This window comes from Pseudochelatococcus sp. (assembly GCF_050946405.1).
Taxonomy (GTDB): Bacteria; Pseudomonadota; Alphaproteobacteria; order Rhizobiales; family Beijerinckiaceae; genus Pseudochelatococcus.
Genome location: NZ_JBMNUS010000001.1, coordinates 39,440 through 59,204, shown reverse-complemented (window position 1 = coordinate 59,204; position 19,765 = coordinate 39,440). Strand labels below are relative to the sequence as shown.

Here is a 19,765-nt window from a genome sequence, read left to right as displayed (position 1 = left end):
CGCAACGCCCTGCATGAAAAACTTTCCCGAAAGCGCGGGGTTCCCCCATCGTCCGAAAAAGCCGTCAAATCAGAATGGGACAGTCTGACTGTCCTAATCTTGAGCGGACAATGCCAGATTTCTTGAACCGTTACAAGCGGCGATCGGCGGTTTTTTTGCACGAAAGACCGGGATTCGCGGAAAATGGCGAAATTTATGGCCTACTGGCCGGTGGCGAAGAGAAATTAAATTGCGCCGGGTCGTCGTATCGCGGGAAGGGGCCGATAAAAAAGGGCGCCCTTTCGGGCGCCCTTCCTGTCGCAATCGCGCGGGCCTCGCCGTAGCCGGCCGGCGGCGTCACGCCGCCTGGCGGCCTGTGCTTCCGGCACTCGTCGCCGTTTCGTCCGCGGCGGGCGCGGTCTGCCCGGCGCTTTCGATGGAGACGGCGGGCTTGTCGCTGCGGATCGGGATCAGGCGGGGCTTGTTGGCCTCGGGCAGCTCGCGCACGAGATCGATGTGCAGCAGCCCGTTCTCAAGCCGCGCGCCGGTGACATGAACATGATCGGCGAGCTGGAACCGGCGTTCGAAGGCGCGCGAGGCGATGCCCTGATAGAGAACGTCGACGGGTTTGTCGTCCGGTTGCGCGTTCTTCTCGCCGCGCACGGTCAGCGCGTTGTCGCGCACCTCGATGGCGAGGCTGTCTTCGGTGAAGCCGGCGACGGCCACCGAGATGCGGTAGCTGGTCTCGCCGGTGCGTTCGATGTTATAGGGCGGATAGCTTGAGCCCGCCTCTCCGCCCGCCACCTGATCGAGCAGGGAGAACAGCCGGTCGAAGCCGACGGTGGAACGGTAAAGTGGCGCAAGATCGAAATGACGCATGACACATCCTCCTGTTGAAGCGATGATGGGCACCGGCGCTGCGCCCGCCGATGGCCGGGCTGAAGATTCGCCGCATGCACGTGTGCAGCCGCGTTGGCCTGCACACCCATGGAAGTAGGCGGGCGGATGCCGATTTCAAGAGGAGGGAGTTTCTCCGTTTCGATGAAACATGGAAATGCCGTAGACCGCAGGATTGACGGATGAGCAGCTCAGCGCCCGAACTTGTCGCGACGCCGGACAACCCGATCCCGCCCACGGCGGCGTCGGAGCAGGTGACGGCCGCGGACGGCGTTCGCCTGCGTGTCGCGCGCTGGCTGCCCGAGGGACCGCCGGAGGCGGCGCGCGGCATCGTGATCGTTCTGCAAGGCCGGGGCGAGTTCATCGAAAAATATTTCGAGACGGTCGGCGAATTGCGCGCGCGCGGATTTCACGTCGTAGCCTTCGACTGGCGCGGGCAGGGCGATTCCCAGCGCCTGCTGCGCCGGCGGCGCAACAAGCCCGTTCAGGCCGGGCATGTCCACGATTTCGCCGCCTATCAGCGTGATCTCGATGCCGTGCTGGCCCATGTCGGCGCGACATTGCCTGCCCTGCCGCGCTTCGCCCTCTGCCATTCCATGGGCGGCACGCTCGCCCTGCTGCGCGCCGCTTCGCCGGGCCGCGGCGGGGATTTCGCCCGCATCGTCATGACTGCACCCATGATCGCGCTCTCCCCGGCGCTCGCGCCTCCCTTTGCAGCGGCGCTGGCCCGGCTCGGGCTGTGCTTCGGGCTGTCGCGCGTGATGGCCCCCGGCGGGAGGCGCGTGGCGACGCCGCTGCGTCCTTTCGACGGCAATCGGCTGACACGCGACGCCGCGCGCTTCAGCCGTATCCGCGGCATCATCGAGCGCTCGCCCTCGCTCGCGCTTGCCGATCCGACCTTCGGCTGGCTTGCCGCGGCGTTCAGGGCGATGGAGCGGCTTGCCGCGCCGCGTTTCGCGCTGTCGGTGGCGACGCCGGTGCTCGTGATTGCCGCCGGCGCGGACCGGATCGTCTCGACACCGGCCACGGAGCGCTTCGGCGCGCGGTTGAAGGCCGGCAACGCCATCGTCATTCCCTATGCCCGGCACGAAATCCTGATGGAAACCGACGATGTGCGCGCGTTCTTCTGGGCGGCCTTCGACGCCTTCATTCCCGGCCAGGGACTCATGGAGGGCCAGGGACTCTTGGAGGAAGGAAACGGCGCGGCGGATCAGCCGTTGAGCAGTGCCAACGCCGCCTCGTGAACGCGCGGGTCGCCGGCCGCCACGACCGTGCCGCCCTGCGTCACCGCTCCGCCGGTCCAGCTCGTGACGATGCCGCCGGCCGCCTCGATGACGGGAACCAGCGCCACGATGTCGCACGGCTTCAGACCGGCCTCCACCACGAGATCCAGATGGCCGGCCGCCACCATCGCATAGGCGTAGCAGTCATAGCCGTAGCGTGCGAGGCGGCATTCCCGCTCGACGCGGTTGTAGGCGTCAAGCACCGCGCCGCCGAACATGCGCGGGGATGTCGTCGAGATCGTCGCCTGTGCGAGCTCGGGGCAGGCGCGCGTGCGCAGCGGCCGGTTCGCGGCGCCGCGCGCATATTGCGCGACGGGCGCGGACGCCTCGAACACGGCGCCTGAGAAAGTCTCCTCCAGAAAAGGCTGATACATCAGCCCGAAGATCGGCCTGTCCCGGTATTTCAGCCCGATCAGTGTGCCCCACAGCGGCAGCCCGGAGATGAAGGCGCGCGTGCCGTCGATCGGATCGAGCACCCAGACATAATCCGCATCGAGACGCTCGCTGCCGTGTTCCTCGCCCTCGATGCCGTGGTCCGGATAGGTCTGGCGGATGAGCGCGCGCATCAGCGCTTCAGCTTCGCGATCCGCGTCCGTCACCGGATCGAAGTCGCCGTCTCCCGCCTTGTTGTCGGTTTTGAGTGCGGTGCGGAAAAGCGGTAGCGTCGCTTTGGCGGATTCCGCGGCCAGTTTCCCGGCGAAGGCCGGAATGTCGGAAAGAAATGAGTCGGACGACAAGACATGCTCCCTGAAACGGCCTGCCGGAATGAATTACACACAGGCGTGATCGCGCAACAATCCCTTGATAGCCAACAGGTTGCGTCAGGGAAGAGACAGCCCTTCCGGCGAAGGAGCGAAAAATCCTCCGTCGGTCTTGTTTTTTGTGCGGCGCGGTGGCATATTGTTGCAGTGCGATATGGCGATGGCGTCGCCTTATCGCTGCCCTCCTTGGGCGTTTCCTCCCTAGACTTGGACCGCGCATGCAAATGTGCGGTCTTTTTTTACGTCCAAAAAAGCTTCCGTCATTGCGCGAACGCAATGACGGAGCGAATGGACACGTTTTTTTCAGTCGAGCGACTTCAGGATGCTCTCGACCATCTTCTTTGCGTCGCCGAAGAGCATCATCGTGTTGTCGCGGAAAAAGAGTTCGTTCTCCACGCCGGCATATCCCGATCCCATGCCGCGCTTGCAGAAGAGAACGGTCTTGGCCTTCTCGACGTCGAGGATGGGCATGCCGAAGATCGGGGAGGCGGGGTCGCTCTTCGCCGCCGGGTTGGTGACGTCGTTGGCGCCGATCACGAAGGCGACATCCGCCTGCGCGAATTCCGAGTTGATGTCCTCAAGCTCGAACACTTCGTCGTAAGGCACGTTCGCTTCCGCCAGCAGCACGTTCATGTGGCCCGGCATGCGGCCCGCGACGGGATGGATGGCGTATTTCACCTCGACGCCCTCCGATTTCAGGATGTCGGCCATCTCGCGCAGCGCGTGCTGGGCCTGCGCCACGGCCATGCCGTAGCCCGGCACGATGATGACCTTGCCGGCGTTCTTCATCAGGAAGGCGGCGTCTTCGGCCGAGCCCTGCTTGACGGGGCGATCCTCCACCACGCCGGCGGCGCCCGCCGCGGCCGAATCGCCGCCGAAGCCGCCGAGGATCACCGAGATGAAGGAGCGGTTCATGCCCTTGCACATGATGTAGGACAGGATGGCGCCGGACGAGCCGACCAGCGCGCCCGTGATGATCAGCGCCAGATTGCCCACGGTGAAGCCGATGCCCGCCGCGGCCCAGCCGGAATAGGAGTTGAGCATGGACACCACGACCGGCATGTCGGCGCCGCCGATGGGCACGATCAGCAGGAAGCCGAGTACGAGGCTCACCAGCGCGATCAGCCAGAACACCGAGTGGCTCTCGCTCGCCACGAAGCCGATGAACAGCACCAGCAGCAGAAAGGCGAGGGTGATGTTGATGACATGGCGGTTCGGCAGCAGGATCGGCTTGCCGGACATGCGCCCGTCGAGCTTCAGGAACGCGATGATCGAGCCCGAGAAGGTGATCGCGCCGATGGCGAGGCCGAGCCCCATTTCCACCAGGCTTCCGCCGTGGATCGTGCCCGGCGCGCCGATGCCGAACGCGCGCGGGGCATAGAGCGCGCCGGCCGCCACCAGAACCGCCGCGAGACCGACGAGCGAATGGAAGGCCGCCACGAGCTGCGGCATCGCCGTCATCGGCACCCGCCGGGCGATGACCGCGCCGATGCCACCGCCGATGCCGATGCCGAGAATGATCAGCAGCCACGCCAACCCGCTGGACGGCGGATGCCCGACCAGCGTGGTGACGATGGCGAGCGCCATGCCGACCATGCCGTAGAGATTGCCCTGACGCGAGGTCGCCGGCGAGGAAAGGCCGCGAAGCGCCAGGATGAACAGAACCCCCGAAGCGAGGTAGAGCAGGGCTGCAACGTTCTCAGACATGATCCTCAACCCTTCTTCTTGTACATGGCGAGCATGCGCTGGGTGACGAGGAAGCCGCCGAAGATATTGACGGAGGCGAGGATCAGCGCCACGAAACCAAAGAGCCGCGCCCAGCCCGAGCCGCTCTCGAGCGCCGGCGCCGCCTCGACGCCGACCGCGAGAAGCGCGCCGACCACGATCACCGACGAGATGGCGTTCGTCACCGACATCAGCGGCGTGTGCAGCGCCGGCGTCACCGACCAGACGACATAATAGCCGACGAAAACCGCCAGCACGAAAATGGCGAGGCGAAACACCGTCGGATCGACGGCGCCCCCCGTCGCGCCGTGGGCCAGCGTGCCGAGCACGGTGGCGGCCTGGTCCGCGTAAACCTGCGCCGCGTCGGCGGCCGCGCGCGCCGCATCGGCCGCCGCGCGGGCCTGTTCGAGCGCCTGTTCCGGCGAGGGGGTTGCCAAAAGGTTTGCCATGACGCGCATCCTCTCAGATCGGGAGACGTAAAATCGCGGGACGTGAAGCCGCCGGACGTTGGATCAAGGGTATCAGCCCTTCGGCTGGAAGGCCGGATGGATGACGGCGCCGTCGCGCGTCAGCGCGGTGGCCTTGACGATCTCGTCGTCCCAGTCGACGGCGATCGTCTTCTTTTCCTTGTCGATGAGCTGCTCGGCGAAGGCCAGCAGATTCTTCGCATAGAGCGCGGATGCCGTCGCCGCGAGGCGGCCGGGCACGTTGAGATGGCCGACGATCTTCACGCCGTCGACGACCGCGACAGCGCCGGGCTGCGCGCCCTCGACGTTGCCGCCCCGCTCCACGGCGAGGTCGACGATGACGCTGCCGGGGCGCATCGAGCGCACCATGGCGTCGGACACGAGGCGCGGCGCCGGCCGGCCGGGAATGAGCGCCGTCGTGATGACGATATCCTGCTTGGCGATGTGCGCGGCGACGAGATCCGCCTGCTTCTGCTTGTAGGCGTCGGACATCTCGCGCGCATAGCCGCCCGCGGTCTCCGCCTGCTTGAATTCCTCGTCCTCGACGGCGATGAACTTCGCGCCGAGCGATTCGACCTGTTCCTTGGCCGCCGGCCGCACGTCCGTCGCGGTGACGATCGCGCCCAGACGCCGCGCCGTGGCGATGGCTTGCAGGCCCGCGACGCCGGCGCCCATGACGAAGACGCGCGCGGCGGGCACGGTGCCGGCGGCGGTCATCATCATCGGCAGCGCGCGGCCGTATTCCGCCGCGCCGTCGATCACCGCGCGGTAGCCGGCGAGATTCGCCTGCGAGGAAAGCACGTCCATGACCTGCGCCCGGGTGATGCGGGGCGTCAGCTCCGTGGCGAAGGCGACGATGCCCGCATCGGCAAGCGCCTTGACGGCATCGTCATGGCCATAGGGGTCCAGCGTGCCGATCACGATCGCGCCCTTCTTCAGCAGCGCGATCTCGGCTGCTTCCGGGCGGCGCACCTTGAGCACGATGTCGGCGTCGGCGAGCGCGGCGGCGGCATCGCCCGCGATCCCGGCGCCGGCCGCCTCGAAATCGGCGTCGGGAATGCCCGACGCCAGCCCCGCGCCGGACTGAACTCTGACGGTGGCGCCGAGCGCGATGAATTTCCGAACGGTTTCGGGCGACGCCGCGACGCGGCTTTCATCGGCCTGGGTTTCTGCGGGAACGGCGACCAGCATGGCATTCACTCCAGAACGGTACGGTGCGGCATGTATCAGGTTGGTCTCATCCTTGCCCGGACGGGCAAGCGGTCAGGCTTGTTGCGCGTGCGGCGGGCGCACGGCCGATCTGCGGGCAACGAGGCCACATACTTTCCGGGCAGAAGCCCGGCCGGCGAGGATATTGCAATCGGCGTGAAAACGCCGGCAGCAGCAGGCCGCAGCAGCCGCGACCGAAACGCGGCGTGGCGTCCGCGTGCCGCTCAAAGCAGGAAGATCGCCATCAGGACAAGCACGCCGATGACGGCCAGGCCGACAAATTTCGACAGGCGAATGAAGCCCGCATAGGTGCGTTCGTGTTCCCTGTAATCCATTTCAACAAGGTCATTCGCCACGGCGCAACTCCTCGCATCCGATCATGCTGTTCAGGTCGTAGCGCAAGCCCGCCGCCGTTGCAATGGGCCACCGGCCTCCTGATGACGACGATCAGCAAAATTTGGGCATTTCAGGGCGGCGAGGGAGGCGGCTGCAAAAAAAATCGCCGCCACTGTTCGTTGCTGGCAAAGGGGTTGGCGCGTTTTGTCGCACGGGCTTGAAAAACCCCTCTTGCATTCGGTCAAGTTTCGTGCGCAACTATGTTCATCCAAGAATGGTCGCCTGTAAGGGTCCGGTCCTGGATGAATACAAGAAGAGAAAGCCGCACGCGATTCTGACGAGGCGGTCCAGGTCTAGGGAAGCAACGCCCCCACAAGGGTAGGCGACAAGAAGCGCTGCAAGGGCGCTTGTCTGAACAGCATCCGGGGAAGAGATGCAAAACCCGTCCTGCGACGCAGGACGGGTTTTTTCGTGTTGCGCTGTTCATGGCGGGCTGTTCATGGCGCGCTGTTCTATGGATGCGCCGTGGTCGGGCGCGTGGCGGTGGCGGTTCTGATGGCGGCCTCGTCTGCGCCGTTTTCGGGCGCCACGGCGGTGCTGAAGGAGCGCGTTTCGGGGGGCCACGAGAAGTCGTCCGCCCGGCCTGCCACAGGCTCGGGGACGCGGCCTTCGCCGTAGACACGGTGGACGAGCACGGCTGCGTCGCCCTTCAGCACAGGGCGCTGCGCCATAAGTTCGCCGCCCGGCGCGGCCTGGAGGCGCGCCAGCGGCAGGATCGGTCCCGCAACGGGTTTGACGGGAATCACCACCGGCACCGGCATGTCGGGCAGCGAAAGCGAGGCGCCCTGGTCTTCCTGCGGCTGCGTCTCCCTTTCGACGGGCGATTCCGCGATGACGGCGGACAGCCCGCGCGCCTGCAAGAGGCGGCGGATTTCCAGTTCGACGAAATGCGCGGCCTTGCGCCCGCCGGCTTTTGTCAGGCCGATGCCGTCGCCGCTGCGCAACTGCGTCGTCTGCCCGCGCACGTCGGGTCCGTTCGCGGCGAACCCCTTCTCATCGTTCGAGAAACCGGCCCAGATATCGACGAACACACCGCCCGCCCGCTGCACTTCCTCCCTGTAGAGCGCGTTGAGCGCGCTGGCGGAAACGGAGTGCGCCTCGTTCTTCATCGGCGGCAGGCCGACCCAGATCAGCGGAATGCCGCGATCGACGAAGGTGCGAATCAGTGATTCGATGCGCGCCGTCATCAGTTCCCGCCAGCGCGGCGCGCCGACCGGAATCTCGGTGTCGTCCTCGCTCAGGCTCCGGGGCGGCTCGGCCCCGATCAGCACCACGCCGACCGTGATCGGCTGGGAGGCCGGCATGCCCTCGCGGCTGTAGTCGCGCGTCAGGAAAGCCCAGTCGGGTGTCTGGGCGCGCATCAGGCTCGTGTCCGCTCCGGCGCGGTTGACGACGGCGATCTCCCGCGCGGAGGCGAATGCCTCGCGCAGCCCGCCCGCCAATGCTTCGCCCAGCGTGTCGCCGATCACGGCGATGAAAGTGTTCGCTTCCCGCTTCTGCTGCGCATCGCGCACGATCACCGTCGCGGGGCGGGGTTTGCGCGGCACCTTCTGGGGCTGCGCCGGGCGGGCCGGCTTCGGCCGGACGCTCTTGACAACGGGTTGCGGCGGCGCGGGCTGCGCCTCCTTCCTGAAGATGCTGTCAAGAAAACGCGTCAAAGGGTCGGATGCGGCGTGCAGCGTCACGGCCGGCGCGCCGGCCATGAGGCCGGCGGCGGCGATCGCGGCGATGATGCGCAACTTTCCACGCGGAGAGGATCCGCTTCGACGCGACGGCATGACGGGTTCACACGCACGACAGTTCCGCCGCCGCCACCTTGGCTTCGCGGCGGGCGGAACGGGCCAACATATGTGTCATTTTACGATAGAACCGGCCGTGAGTCTCGCATCGTTCGCAGGCGCGGCGCGCGAATGCCGATCAGGGTAAACGCCGCGGCCGCCCGCCCGCGCTTCGTCTGCGTCAGATGTCCTGCCGGATGCGGGCCAGCAGCGCCTGGCTGGGATGGCCGTCGGGAATGAGCCCGGTGCGCTCCTGATAGGCGGTGATGGCGGCGCGCGTCTGGGTGCCGATGCGCCCGTCCGGCTCGCCCGCCGAGAAGCCGAGCCGCGCGAGATAGCGTTGCAGATCCTCGCGCTCGTCGCGGCTGAGCGGCTTTTCATCGAGCGGCCACGCCGCCTGTACGCCGGCGCCGCCGTGGATCATGTCGCCGAGCAGGGCCACGCCGAGCGCGTAGGCGTCCGAGTTGTTGTAACGCTTGATCACGTCGAAGTTCTTCGTGACCAGGAAGGCGGGGCCGCGCGCGCCCGCGGGCAGGAAGATGCGCGCTTCGCCCGTCTGCGGCATGGCCCGCCCGTCCATCCGCCGCACGCCGACGGCAGCGAAGGTTGCGAAGGCGCCGTTCCGGTGGCGGTAGTCGTAGCCCGACGGAAGCTTCACCTCGAAGCCCCAGGGCAATCCGGCTACCCAGCCGTGTTCTTTCAGGTAATTGCCGGTTGAAGCCAGCGCGTCGGGAACGGACGTCCAGATATCGCGACGTCCGTCGCCGGTAAAATCGACCGCGTAGCGCGTAAAGCTCGTCGGCATGAACTGGGTCTGGCCCATCGCGCCCGCCCATGAGCCGATCATCTTGTCGCGGGTGATGTGACCTTCCTGAAGGATGGTGAGGGCGGTGAGAAGTTCGTTGCGGAAGAAGGGGCCGCGATATTGCGCGTGCGCCAGCGTCGCCAGCGCCTCCACCACATAGTGGCTGCCCATCGTGGAGCCGAAGTTCGTTTCCATGCCCCACACGCCGGCGATCACCTTGCGATCGACGCCGAAACGGCGCTCGACGGCGGTGAAGGTCTCGCGCCATTGCACGGTCTGCTCGCGCCCGCGCGTCAGCCTCTGCGCGGAAGTGGCGGAGGCGATGTAATCCCACACCGGCTTGACGAATTCCGACTGCTTTTTCGTCAGCGCGATGATTTTCGGATCGGGCGAAACGCCGGCGAGGGCGGCGTCGAACGTCTGCCGCGAGACGCCGCGTGCGGCGGCTTCCGGCCATAATTCACGGGTAAAGACGGAGAAACTCATGCTGGCCGTGCCGGAGGACGGCGCCCCGGCATAGGCGGGCGCCGCATTGGAAGGCGTGGACGGGGAGGCGGGTATCGACGCGGTGGTGACGCTGTCCACGCCGATGGGCCAATAGCTGTGCGAAGAGCAGGACGCGAGCAGGGCGCTCGCGGCGAGCGCGGCGAACAGCGGCCGCGCGCCGGCGCGGAATGCGGCGCGCCCCGCGCGACATGCTGCGGACTGCTCTTTTCGCGGCTGCGTCATCCCTCACGCCTTGTTTCTTGAAGCCGAAATCCGATGCGGCTTTGCACCATGTTGGTAAAAACGCCAACAACCTCCCGTAAATATGGTTCAGGAATCGTTGACAGGGCGTTAAGACGCGTCTCTACAAATGGCCGCGGCATTCTTCACTTTACCGTATTCATGTCGCGATGATACACGACGACCTGTTATCCGGCGGCTATGCCGTCTCCATAGGCGATGCGCGTCAAGGGGGGCGCGGATTGCCGGCTCGCAACTCACCCCGCCTGTTGAAACGGACATGAACAAACCCATCCGCAAGGCCGTGTTTCCCGTGGCCGGACTTGGCACACGTTTTCTGCCCGCAACCAAGGCAATGCCCAAGGAGATGCTGACGGTCGTCGACCGGCCGGTCATCCAGCATGTGGTGGACGAGGCTCGTGCCGCCGGAATCGAGCATTTCGTGTTCGTGACCGGGCGCAACAAGGGCGTCATCGAGGATCATTTCGACAACCAGTTCGAGCTCGAGCGCACGCTGCTCGAACGCGGCAAGACGCGCGAGCTGGAGGCGCTTCTGCGCGATCTGCCCGGCCCCGGCCAGACCAGCTTCACGCGCCAGCAGGGGCCGCTGGGTCTCGGCCATGCGGTTTGGTGCGCGCGCGACATCGTGGGCGACGAGCCCTTCGCGCTGCTGCTGCCGGATATGCTGCATCACGCGGACACGCCGTGCCTGAGCGAGATGAAGGATGCTTACGCCGCCCATGGCGGCAATATCATCGGCGTCTACGAGGTGCCCGCCGATCAGGCGCATCAGTACGGTATCGTCGACGTGGAGAATGCCGGCGCGAAGGTGTCGCCGATCAGGGCGATGGTCGAGAAGCCCGCGAAGGGCACCGCGCCGTCGAATCTCGCCATTTCCGGCCGCTACATCCTTCAGCCGGAGATATTCGCGCTGCTGGAGAAGCAGGAGCGCGGCGCGGGCGGCGAGATCCAGCTCACCGACGCCATGATCACCCTGGCGGGGACGCAGCCGTTCTTCGCGACGCGTTTCGACGGCAACATTTACGATTGCGGTTCCAAGATCGGCTTTCTGGCCGCCAACGTCGCCTATGCCCTCTCCCGCGACGATCTGGCACCGGATTTCCGCGTCGCGCTGAACGCGCTGCTCGGGCGCTGAGCCCCGGTTTCGTCGCGACCGACGGAACCGGGAAAATCGTCGCCGCCCGGCGCGGGAGCTTCGGGCGGCTGCCCCGGCGGGGTTGTCGACTATCGCGGGCGTGTGTTGTAACCCTGTTTGCGAAACAGGGAGAACACGATGAAGCCGCCGTCAACGCAAACCGTCATCGGCATCCGCGAGCCGGGAGGGCCGGAGGTTCTGCGGCCGGAAATCCGCCCCGTGCCGCTTCCCGGCGCCGGGCAGGTGCTGGTGCGCGTGCATGCCGCCGGCGTCAACCGGCCGGACGTCGCCCAGCGGCAGGGGCATTATCCGCCGCCGCCCGGCGCGTCCGACATCCCCGGCCTTGAAATCGCCGGCGAGGTCGTCGCCGTGGGGGAGAGCGTCGCCGCGCCCGCGCCGGGCAGCCGCGTGACGGCGCTGGTGACGGGCGGGGGCTATGCCGAATATTGTCTCGCGGACGCGGAACTCGCGCTGCCGATCCCCGACGGGCTCGACTTCGTGGCCGCCGCCGCCGTTCCTGAAACTTTTTTCACCGTCTGGTCGAACGTGTTCGACCGTGGCGCGCTGCGCCCCGGCGAAACGCTGCTGGTGCACGGCGGCACGTCGGGCATCGGCACCACGGCGATCCAGCTCGGCAAGGCGTTCGGCGCGCGCGTGCTGACGACCGCGGGCTCCGCCGAAAAATGCGCCGCCTGCCGCCAGCTCGGCGCGGATGTCGCCGTCAACTACCGCGATGAGGATTTCGTCGCGGCGGTGAAGACGGCCACGGGCGGCCGCGGCGCGGACGTCATCCTCGACATGGTGGGCGGCAGCTACATTCCGCGCAATTATCAGGCGGCGGCGCAGGACGGGCGCATCGTGCAGATCGCCTTCCTGCAAGGCTCGAAAGTTGAGATCGACTTCATGCGGCTGATGCTGAAGCGCCTCACTCACACCGGGGCCACCCTGCGCAGCCGCCCGGTGAGCGAGAAAGCACCCATCGCCCGCGCATTGCGGGAGTATGTCTGGCCGCTGCTGGCGGCGGGGCGCTGCCTGCCGGTGATCCATGCGACTTTTCCGCTGGCCGAGGCCGCGCAGGCGCACGCGCTGATGGAATCGAGCGCGCATATCGGCAAGATCGTGCTGCGCGTCGCCGGATGAGGCGACGCCCGGAAGGCGTTTGCGCCGTCCGGGCTGCTACAGCTTCGAACCGATGGCGAGGAACTTGTCGGCGCGCAGGCGTCTGACGTCCTCGCCGGAAAGTCCGGCAAGCTCCTGCAAGGAGGCGGCGATTGCATCGCCCGTGGCGGCGATGGCCGCCTGCGGGTCGCGGTGGGCGCCCCCGGCGGGTTCGGGAACGATGGCGTCGATGACGTGGAAGCGCAGCAGGTCCTGAGCGGTGATCTTCATCGCGGTGGCGGCGTCCTGCGCGCGGGTCGGATCCCGCCACAGGATCGAGGCGGCTCCTTCCGGCGAGATCACCGAATAAATGGCGTGTTCCAGCATCAGCACGCGGTTGGCGGTGGCGAGCGCGATGGCCCCGCCCGATCCGCCCTCGCCGATGACGACGGAGACGTTGGGCGCGGGCAGCAGCAGGCATGCGTCGGTGGAGCGGGCGATGGCCTCGGCCTGTCCGCGCTCCTCCGCGCCGATGCCGGGGTAGGCGCCCGCCGTGTCGACGAAGGTGATGACCGGCAGGTCGAAGCGTCCCGCGAGTTCCATCAGGCGCACCGCCTTGCGATACCCCTCGGGCCGCGCCATGCCGAAATTGTGGCGGATGCGCGTCTCGGTGGAGGAGCCTTTCTCCTGCCCGATGATGCAGACGCTCTCGCCGCGGAAGCGGCCGAGGCCGCCGACGATGGCCTCGTCCTCGCCGAACTTGCGGTCGCCGGCGAGCGGCGTGAAGTCGGTGATCAGCGCCGCACAGTAATCCACGAAATGCGGCCGCTGCGGATGACGCGCCACGAGCGTCTTCTGCCAGGGGGTGAGGGAGGCGTAGAGGTCGTTGAGCGCCTTGCGCGCCTTGGCCTCGATGTGCGCGATCTCGTCGCCGATCGCCACCGCATCGCCCGAATCGGCCAGGGCTCTGAGCTCCTCGATCTTGGCTTCGAGTTCGGCGACGGGTTTTTCAAAATCGAGATAGCTGCGCATGGTTCGCCAGTCGTTGCATCGTGGGGGAGCTGCGGACACGCTTTGCCGCGTTCCGCGCCGGAGCGCGCTGCGATCGGCAAGCGCCCTTGCGTGCGCGGACCTTGGCGTCGGCGCGGCGTCAAGTCAAGGGCGCTGACAGGCCCGTCGCGTCGCATCCGGCCGGCGAATCATGCGGCGCGGCGCGGCGGGGGAGCGTCGATTGCGCCGGGTGAGCGGGTACGAAAACGGGTGCGATCCGGGCGGATTTACGCAGCTCCCGCGCGACGACCGGCCGGTAGAGCTGCTTCACCGCCTCCATCACGTGGACCCCGGCGAAAGGCAGCGACAGGCCGGCGCCGATGCGCTCCCACGCCACGGCCGAGCGCAGCGCGAGCCGGCGCGGCACCGGCGGAATGTAGAGCGCCTCGCCCCAGGTTTCGGCCGAGAACAGGCTTGCCTGCATCAGACGGGCGAGCTGCGAGCGGCTGAACGGCTGGCCCTGCCCGAAAGGGGTGGTGTCCATGCGCGTCCACAGGCCGCGCCGGTTGGGGACGATGACGATGATGCGTCCGCCGGGCGTGAGCACCCGCCAGATTTCTTCCATCAGCGCCAGCGGCGAATCGGCGGTTTCAAGCGCATGCGCCAGAATCGCACGGTCGATGCTGCCGATTTGCAGCGGCAGGGACGTCTTGTCGACGAGCGCCGCGGCGTTCGGTCCCCGGCGCGGCCAGTGCACCGCGCCCTGCGCAGCCGGCATGAAGGTGACGATGCGGTCCGCGCTGTTGCGATAGGCCGACAGGTAGGGCACGGCATAGCCGAAGCCGAGCATGGTATGACCGCGCGCATCCGGCCATATCCGCTCGACGGCCTTCGCCACCAGTCGCCGCGCGACGGTGCCGAGGGGGCTTGCGTAGAAATCTCTCAGTTCAACGACATCGACGTCCATGAGCACAACAGTTTCGGGGGCGTTTTTCGTATCGGGCGAAGTTCTTATATAATGCGTAATTATCACGGACATGCGAGTGTCCCGTGAATGCCGGCCGGCCGGCTCGTCGAGAGAAAACGGAGGCTTTGAGGCGATGACAGGTGAAACGCACGTATTCGCGGCCCGCGCGGACAACATCGGCGTGCTGCTGCACGATCCCCGCACCGGCGCGACGGCGGCCATCGACGCACCCGAGGAGGCGGCCGTCGTCGACGCGCTGGCCCGCACCGGCTGGGGACTGACCGACATTCTCGTCACCCACAAGCACGCGGATCACATCGACGGCATCCTGCCCCTGAAGCAACGCTTTCCCGCCGTGCGCGTGACCGCGCCGCTGCTGGAGAAGGAAGCGATTCCGGCCGTGGACGTCGCGGTCGGCGAGGGCGATACCGTCGCCGTCGGAGACCTGAGGGCTGCGGTCATCGCCACGCCCGGCCATACGAAAGGCCATGTCGCCTACTGGTTCGCGCCGGAAAAGGCGCTGTTCGCCGGCGATACGCTGTTTTCGCTGGGCTGCGGACGCCTCTTCGAGGCGGACGCCGCAACGATGTGGGCGTCTTTGCAGAAGCTCCGGGCGCTGCCGGACGATACGCGCCTGTTCTGCGGGCACGAATACACGCTCGCCAATGCCCGTTTCGCGCTCGATCTCGACCCCGACAACACCGAATTGCGGAAGCGGGCCGCCGCGGTGGAGGCCGCGCGCGGGCGAGGGGAACTCACGATTCCCTCGTTGCTCGGCGACGAGAAGGTGCAGAACCCGTTCCTGCGCGCCGACGATCCGGCGCTCGCCCTGCATCTCGGCCTTGCCGGACACACGCCGGCCGAGGTTTTCGCCGCCGTGCGCGCCCGCAAGGATCGCGCGTGACCCATGAAAACGAAGCCCCGGAAAATCCGGGGCTTCGCGCCGGGATCGATGCCGGCATGCATTCAAGCGGAAGCTTGACGCCGCTCCAAATCTTTCTCCTGCAAGCGGATCAGCCGTTGGCGATGTACTGGGCGCCGTTGACGGTCAGCACCGATCCGTTGAAGAAGCTCGCCTGCTCGGAGGCGAGGAACACCACGGCGTCGGCGATTTCCTCGGCCCGGCCGAGACGGCCGGTCGGGATGGTGGCGATGATCTTCTTCAGCACGTCTTCCGGCACGGCGGCGACCATCTCGGTGTCGATGTAGCCGGGCGCGATGACGTTGACGGTGATGCCCTTGGAGGCGTTCTCCTGCGCCAGCGCCTTGGTGAAGCCGATCAAACCGGCCTTGGCGGCCGAATAGTTCGTCTGCCCCGCCTGCCCCTTCTGGCCGTTGATCGACGAAATGTTGATGATGCGGCCCCAGCCGCGCGCGCGCAGGCCCTCGATCACCGGGCGGGTGACGTTGAACGCCGAATCGAGGTTGGTGCGCAGCACCTGCGACCATTGTTCATACGACAGGCGGTGGAACGTGGCGTCGCGCGTGATGCCGGCGTTGTTGACCACGATGTCGATGGGGCCGTGCTCCGCTTCGATCTTGGCGATGCCTTCCGCCGACGCCACCGGATCGCTGACGTCGAACTTGATGACCGGAATGCCCGTTTCGGCGAAGAACTTCGCCGCCGCTTCTTCATTGCCGGCGTAATTGGCGATGACCTTGTGTCCGGCTGCCGCCAAAGCCTTGGAGATCGCCGCGCCGATGCCGCGCGTGCCCCCGGTTACAATCGCTACCCGTGCCATGGTGATCCCTTTTCTTTTCTTGTACGTGAGGCAGCACAGATTCCGTTGCGAAAGAAACCGATGCCGCCCAACATTTCTGCCAGAAAGCAGCCTTGAAGTCCCGATTCAGAACAACATCAGGATAGTATGAAATTATAGGGTTGTCTCCTGCGAAGTCATTATTATCGATCAATTTTTTAGACTTGTTGCTACGGAAACTATTGTTCGCCGCGCAGGAGATATGTTGGCCCAAAGCAGCGCAGACGTTCCGGCGGAGGCCGCCGGAACGGTGTGCGGGATCGTCTTGTCGTTGTCTCGCGGCCCTTTTGCGGCAAAGACGATCAGCGCTTGACGATCAACGCTCGACGGTCAGCGCGACGCCCATGCCGCCGCCGATGCAGAGCGTGGCAAGGCCCTTCTTGGCGTCGCGGCGCTGCAACTCATGGAGCAGGGTGGTGAGGATGCGCGCGCCCGAGGCGCCGATCGGGTGGCCGATGGCGATGGCGCCGCCGTTGACGTTGACCTTGGACAGATCCCAGCCCAGATCGCGGTTGACGGAGATCGCCTGCGCGGCGAAAGCCTCGTTGGCCTCGATCAGGTCGAGGTCGTCGACGGTCCAGCCGGCCTTTTCCAGCGCCTTGCGGGCGGCCGGGATGGGGCCGGTGCCCATGATGGCGGGATCGACGCCCGCCGTCGCCCACGAGGCGATGCGCGCGAGCACCTTCAGGCCGCGGCGCTCGGCCTCGGCGGCGGAGGTGACGACGAGCGCGGCCGCGCCGTCGTTGAGGCCGGAGGCGTTGCCGGCCGTGACGGTGCCATCCTTGGCGAAGGCCGGGCGCAGCTTGGCGACCGCCTCAAGCGTGGCGCCGTCGCGGATGTACTCGTCCGTGTCGACGATCACGTCGCCCTTGCGGGTCTTGACGGTGATCGGCGCGATCTCGTCCTTGAACTTGCCGGCGTTGCGGGCGGCTTCCGCCTTGTTCTGCGAGGCGACGGCGAACTCGTCCTGCTCCTCGCGGGAGATCTGGTACTTCTGGGCGACGTTCTCGGCCGTCTGGCCCATGTGGTAGCCGTGGAAGGCTTCCCACAGGCCGTCCTTGATCATGGTGTCGATGAAGCTGACGTCGCCCATTTTCTGGCCGGCGCGCAGGTAGGCGGCGTGCGGGGCGAGCGACATCGATTCCTGGCCGCCGGCGACGATGTAGGTGGCGTCGCCCGTGGCGATCTGCTGGGCGCCGAGCGCGACGGCGCGCAGGCCCGAACCGCAGACCTGGTTGAGCGTCCACGCGGTTTTCTCCACCGGGATGCCGGCCTTGACGGCGGCCTGGCGGGCAGGGTTCTGGCCCTGTGCCGCGGTCAGCACCTGCCCGAGAATCACCTCGTCGATGTCGCCCGGCTCGATGCCGGCGCGGGCGATGGCGGCCTGAATGATCTGCGCGCCGAGCTCATGCGCCGGCACGGTTGCGAAGGAACCGGTGAATGAGCCGACGGCGGAGCGCGCGGCGGCGACGATGACGATGTCGTTGAGGGCCATGAGATCAGTCTCCAGTTGAGCGTTTTTAAAAACGTTCTGCGGGGCTTTCTGCCCGGAGCGGGCGGTGAAGTTCCTCCCCCGCCGCTGATTGTGAACGCGGCGTGCGGAGCGTCAAGCGTAGAAACCGCGGCAAACGTCTCCGGGCGCGCCGCCGGGGGCGGGCGACCGGTGTGAACCCGCACCGCAACAACGGGTTGCTGCGAAAATTGTTTGCCAGAACGCGCGAACAGCCTATCGTCCCCGACTCAGGGGCCGGAGCAATGACCTGCATCAAATCGCAAGGCGCTGCAAAACACCGGCGGGGCAGAATGACGGCTAGGATGCTCATGGCGACTGAGAAACAACCCACGGTTATCAAGAAGTACGCTAATCGCCGCCTGTACCACACGGGAACCAGCACTTATGTGACACTCGAGGATCTGGCGGGGATGGTGCGTCTGGGTGAGGACTTCGTCGTCTTCGATGCGAAGTCGGGTGAGGATATCACCCGTTCCGTGCTGACCCAGATCATCTTCGAGGAGGAAGGCAAGGAGGGGCAATCCCTGCTGCCGGTCGCGTTCCTGCGCCAGCTCATTCGCTTCTACGGCGACAGCATGGAGGCGCTCGTGCCGAGCTATCTCGAGTTCTCCATCGAGAATTTCACGCGCGAGCAGCAGAAACTGCGCGAGAAGATGGCGCAGTCCTTCGGCGCCGCGGCGGCTTTCCACGCCATCGAGGAGCAGGTGCGCAACAACGTGGCGATGTTCAACGAGGCGCTGCGCCTGTTCACGCCCTTCCCGCAGAAAGCCGCCGAGGAGGAGCGCCGCCCGGCCGTGCCCGCCAACGACGCGGCCGATCTCGAGGCGCTGAAAAAGCAGATGGCCGACATGCAGGCGCGTCTCGACGCGCTGGTGGGCCGGAAGGGGGAGGCGGACAAGAACGGCGGCTGACGTCGGCGGCTGCTTCGCTCAAGGCGCAGCAGCAGGCCGACCCTGCGGGCGCGGTCGACGCCATGCTCCATTTCCGCTTGCAACGCAGCGGCAAGATCTGGCGGCAGCAACGTGCCGCCAGCTTCGCGAAAACCCGGCGATTCGCAGGATGGCCGGGCGGGTGCCCCGAGCGTCCCCGATCAGCCGAAGGTCGGATCGAGCTCGCCGGCGGCGTAGCGCTTGGCCATCGCGGACAACGGCAGCACCTTGATCTTCGAGGCGTTGCCGGCGGTGCCGAACTCTTCCAGGCGCTGCCGGCACAGCTTCGTCATCGCCTCCATGGCGGGCTTCAGATACTTGCGCGGGTCGAACTCGGCCTTGTCGGTGGAGAGCACCTTGCGGATCGCCCCGGTCATCGCGAGGCGGTTGTCGGTGTCGATGTTGACCTTGCGCACGCCATGCTTGATGCCGCGGATGATTTCCTCGACCGGCACGCCCCACGTCTGGGGCATCTCGCCGCCATACGTGTTGATGATGTCCTGCAACTCCTGCGGCACCGACGACGAGCCGTGCATGACGAGGTGCACGTTCGGCAGGCGCTTGTGAATCTCCTCGATGACGTGCATCGCGAGAATCTCGCCGTCCGGCTTGCGGCTGAACTTGTAGGCGCCGTGCGAGGTGCCCATGGCGATGGCGAGCGCGTCGACCTTCGTCTTCTTCACGAAATCGACGGCCTGATCGGGATCGGTCAGCAATTGGTCGTGCGAGAGCTTGCCCTCGGCGCCGTGGCCGTCTTCCTTGTCGCCCTCGCCGGTCTCCAGCGAGCCGAGCACGCCCAGCTCGCCCTCGACGGAAGCCCCGCCCCAATGGGCGATGTCGGCGACGCGCTTCGTGATGGCGACGTTATACTCGTAGTCGGCCGGCGTCTTGCCGTCGGCCAGCAGCGAGCCGTCCATCATCACCGAGGTGAAACCGTTCTGCAACGCCGTGACGCAGGTGGGCTCGGCATTGCCGTGGTCGAGATGCATGCAGACCGGAATGTGCGGATAGATCTCCACGAGCGCGTCGATCAGGCGGGCCAGCACGATGTCGTTGGCATAGGCCCGCGCGCCGCGGCTCGCCTGGATGATCACAGGAGCATCCACGGCGTCCGCGGCCGCCATGATGGCGAGCCCCTGTTCCATGTTGTTGATGTTGAACGCGGGCACGCCATAGCCGTGCTCTGCCGCGTGATCGAGAAGCTGTCTCAGGGTGATGCGGGCCACGGGCCATCCTCCTCAACGAAAAATGCACTGTACTGTATCGAACCGAAGAATGAGCGTCATTCTTCAGGATGAACTGGATGCGGAAACGGATGGCGGGAGC

The 19,765-nt window shown here is 66.5% G+C and carries 18 protein-coding genes; 5 read left to right on the top strand and 13 right to left on the bottom strand.

What is annotated here, in order from left to right:
• Positions 1-336 precede the first annotated feature (336 nt).
• Positions 337-858, bottom strand: coding sequence for an Hsp20 family protein (locus ACOYJQ_RS00275; RefSeq protein ID WP_433455377.1), 522 nt, complete (start codon positions 856-858; stop codon positions 337-339).
• 200 nt (positions 859-1,058) lie between these two features.
• Between ACOYJQ_RS00275 and ACOYJQ_RS00270 the strand changes: the two genes are divergently transcribed.
• Complete coding sequence (locus ACOYJQ_RS00270; protein ID WP_433455375.1) at positions 1,059-2,120, top strand: alpha/beta fold hydrolase; 1,062 nt, start codon at positions 1,059-1,061, stop codon at positions 2,118-2,120.
• Here the strand turns inward: ACOYJQ_RS00270 and hisN are convergent.
• From hisN to ACOYJQ_RS00235, 7 genes are all read right to left on the bottom strand, one after another.
• Positions 2,087-2,896, bottom strand: coding sequence for a histidinol-phosphatase (gene hisN, locus ACOYJQ_RS00265; RefSeq protein ID WP_433455373.1), 810 nt, complete (start codon positions 2,894-2,896; stop codon positions 2,087-2,089). The genes ACOYJQ_RS00270 and hisN overlap by 34 nt on opposite strands.
• Before the next feature lie 327 nt (positions 2,897-3,223).
• Complete coding sequence (locus ACOYJQ_RS00260; protein ID WP_433455371.1) at positions 3,224-4,627, bottom strand: NAD(P)(+) transhydrogenase (Re/Si-specific) subunit beta; 1,404 nt, start codon at positions 4,625-4,627, stop codon at positions 3,224-3,226.
• 5 nt (positions 4,628-4,632) lie between these two features.
• The gene (locus tag ACOYJQ_RS00255) at positions 4,633-5,094 is read right to left on the bottom strand and encodes a proton-translocating transhydrogenase family protein (RefSeq protein ID WP_433455369.1); all 462 of its coding nucleotides are present in this window, start codon (positions 5,092-5,094) and stop codon (positions 4,633-4,635) included.
• 72 nt (positions 5,095-5,166) lie between these two features.
• Positions 5,167-6,303 carry a Re/Si-specific NAD(P)(+) transhydrogenase subunit alpha gene (locus ACOYJQ_RS00250; protein WP_433455367.1) on the bottom strand — a complete coding sequence of 379 codons (1,137 nt, stop codon included), beginning with the start codon at positions 6,301-6,303 and terminating at the stop codon, positions 5,167-5,169.
• A gap of 242 nt (positions 6,304-6,545) precedes the next feature.
• Positions 6,546-6,677: an aa3-type cytochrome c oxidase subunit IV gene (locus ACOYJQ_RS00245; protein WP_433455365.1), complete on the bottom strand. Its 132-nt coding sequence runs from the start codon at positions 6,675-6,677 to the stop codon at positions 6,546-6,548.
• 492 nt (positions 6,678-7,169) lie between these two features.
• A complete protein-coding gene (locus tag ACOYJQ_RS00240) occupies positions 7,170-8,456 on the bottom strand; it encodes an SGNH/GDSL hydrolase family protein (protein ID WP_433455363.1) in 1,287 nt (428 codons plus the stop codon).
• A gap of 220 nt (positions 8,457-8,676) precedes the next feature.
• Positions 8,677-10,029, bottom strand: coding sequence for a lytic murein transglycosylase (locus ACOYJQ_RS00235; RefSeq protein ID WP_433455361.1), 1,353 nt, complete (start codon positions 10,027-10,029; stop codon positions 8,677-8,679).
• Positions 10,030-10,306: 277 nt separating this feature from the next.
• Between ACOYJQ_RS00235 and galU the strand changes: the two genes are divergently transcribed.
• Together galU and ACOYJQ_RS00225 are read left to right on the top strand one after the other, a co-directional pair.
• Entirely contained in the window at positions 10,307-11,182 is an 876-nt protein-coding gene (galU, locus tag ACOYJQ_RS00230; RefSeq protein ID WP_433455359.1) for a UTP--glucose-1-phosphate uridylyltransferase GalU, read from the top strand.
• 138 nt (positions 11,183-11,320) lie between these two features.
• The gene (locus ACOYJQ_RS00225; protein WP_433455357.1) at positions 11,321-12,322 is read left to right on the top strand and encodes an NAD(P)H-quinone oxidoreductase; all 1,002 of its coding nucleotides are present in this window, start codon (positions 11,321-11,323) and stop codon (positions 12,320-12,322) included.
• A 36-nt stretch (positions 12,323-12,358) separates the two neighbouring features.
• Here ACOYJQ_RS00225 and ACOYJQ_RS00220 read toward each other — a convergent pair whose 3' ends face one another.
• A complete protein-coding gene (locus tag ACOYJQ_RS00220; RefSeq protein ID WP_433456381.1) occupies positions 12,359-13,312 on the bottom strand; it encodes an acetyl-CoA carboxylase carboxyltransferase subunit alpha in 954 nt (317 codons plus the stop codon).
• Positions 13,313-13,430: 118 nt separating this feature from the next.
• On the bottom strand, positions 13,431-14,237 hold the full coding sequence (locus ACOYJQ_RS00215) for a methyltransferase domain-containing protein (protein WP_433455355.1): 807 nt from the start codon (positions 14,235-14,237) through the stop codon (positions 13,431-13,433).
• 133 nt (positions 14,238-14,370) lie between these two features.
• Here ACOYJQ_RS00215 and gloB point away from each other — a divergent pair, with 133 nt between their 5' ends.
• Positions 14,371-15,141: a hydroxyacylglutathione hydrolase gene (gene gloB / locus ACOYJQ_RS00210; RefSeq protein WP_433455353.1), complete on the top strand. Its 771-nt coding sequence runs from the start codon at positions 14,371-14,373 to the stop codon at positions 15,139-15,141.
• A gap of 109 nt (positions 15,142-15,250) precedes the next feature.
• Here the strand turns inward: gloB and phbB are convergent, their stop codons facing one another.
• Together phbB and ACOYJQ_RS00200 are read right to left on the bottom strand one after the other, a co-directional pair.
• A complete protein-coding gene (gene phbB, locus ACOYJQ_RS00205; RefSeq protein ID WP_433456379.1) occupies positions 15,251-15,985 on the bottom strand; it encodes an acetoacetyl-CoA reductase in 735 nt (244 codons plus the stop codon).
• A gap of 328 nt (positions 15,986-16,313) precedes the next feature.
• Positions 16,314-17,492, bottom strand: a complete 1,179-nt coding sequence (locus ACOYJQ_RS00200; protein ID WP_433455351.1) for an acetyl-CoA C-acetyltransferase — start codon at positions 17,490-17,492, stop codon at positions 16,314-16,316.
• 326 nt (positions 17,493-17,818) lie between these two features.
• Here ACOYJQ_RS00200 and phaR point away from each other — a divergent pair, with 326 nt between their 5' ends.
• Complete coding sequence (gene phaR, locus ACOYJQ_RS00195; RefSeq protein WP_433455349.1) at positions 17,819-18,421, top strand: polyhydroxyalkanoate synthesis repressor PhaR; 603 nt, start codon at positions 17,819-17,821, stop codon at positions 18,419-18,421.
• Positions 18,422-18,600: 179 nt separating this feature from the next.
• Here the strand turns inward: phaR and fba are convergent, their stop codons facing one another.
• Complete coding sequence (fba, locus tag ACOYJQ_RS00190) at positions 18,601-19,665, bottom strand: class II fructose-bisphosphate aldolase (protein WP_433455347.1); 1,065 nt, start codon at positions 19,663-19,665, stop codon at positions 18,601-18,603.
• Positions 19,666-19,765 lie beyond the last annotated feature (100 nt).

Bases quoted from the DNA above. Each gene is read 5' to 3' on its own strand.
- ACOYJQ_RS00275 (WP_433455377.1), bottom strand. From the start codon at position 858: ATGCGTCATTTCGATCTTGCGCCACTTTACCGTTCCACCGTCGGCTTC.
- ACOYJQ_RS00270 (WP_433455375.1), top strand. From the start codon at position 1,059: ATGAGCAGCTCAGCGCCCGAACTTGTCGCGACGCCGGACAACCCGATC.
- ACOYJQ_RS00260 (WP_433455371.1), bottom strand. From the start codon at position 4,627: ATGTCTGAGAACGTTGCAGCCCTGCTCTACCTCGCTTCGGGGGTTCTG.
- ACOYJQ_RS00255 (WP_433455369.1), bottom strand. From the start codon at position 5,094: ATGGCAAACCTTTTGGCAACCCCCTCGCCGGAACAGGCGCTCGAACAG.
- ACOYJQ_RS00250 (WP_433455367.1), bottom strand. From the start codon at position 6,303: ATGCTGGTCGCCGTTCCCGCAGAAACCCAGGCCGATGAAAGCCGCGTC.
- ACOYJQ_RS00235 (WP_433455361.1), bottom strand. From the start codon at position 10,029: ATGACGCAGCCGCGAAAAGAGCAGTCCGCAGCATGTCGCGCGGGGCGC.
- galU (WP_433455359.1), top strand. From the start codon at position 10,307: ATGAACAAACCCATCCGCAAGGCCGTGTTTCCCGTGGCCGGACTTGGC.
- ACOYJQ_RS00225 (WP_433455357.1), top strand. From the start codon at position 11,321: ATGAAGCCGCCGTCAACGCAAACCGTCATCGGCATCCGCGAGCCGGGA.
- ACOYJQ_RS00220 (WP_433456381.1), bottom strand. From the start codon at position 13,312: ATGCGCAGCTATCTCGATTTTGAAAAACCCGTCGCCGAACTCGAAGCC.
- ACOYJQ_RS00215 (WP_433455355.1), bottom strand. From the start codon at position 14,237: ATGGACGTCGATGTCGTTGAACTGAGAGATTTCTACGCAAGCCCCCTC.
- gloB (WP_433455353.1), top strand. From the start codon at position 14,371: ATGACAGGTGAAACGCACGTATTCGCGGCCCGCGCGGACAACATCGGC.
- ACOYJQ_RS00200 (WP_433455351.1), bottom strand. From the start codon at position 17,492: ATGGCCCTCAACGACATCGTCATCGTCGCCGCCGCGCGCTCCGCCGTC.
- phaR (WP_433455349.1), top strand. From the start codon at position 17,819: ATGGCGACTGAGAAACAACCCACGGTTATCAAGAAGTACGCTAATCGC.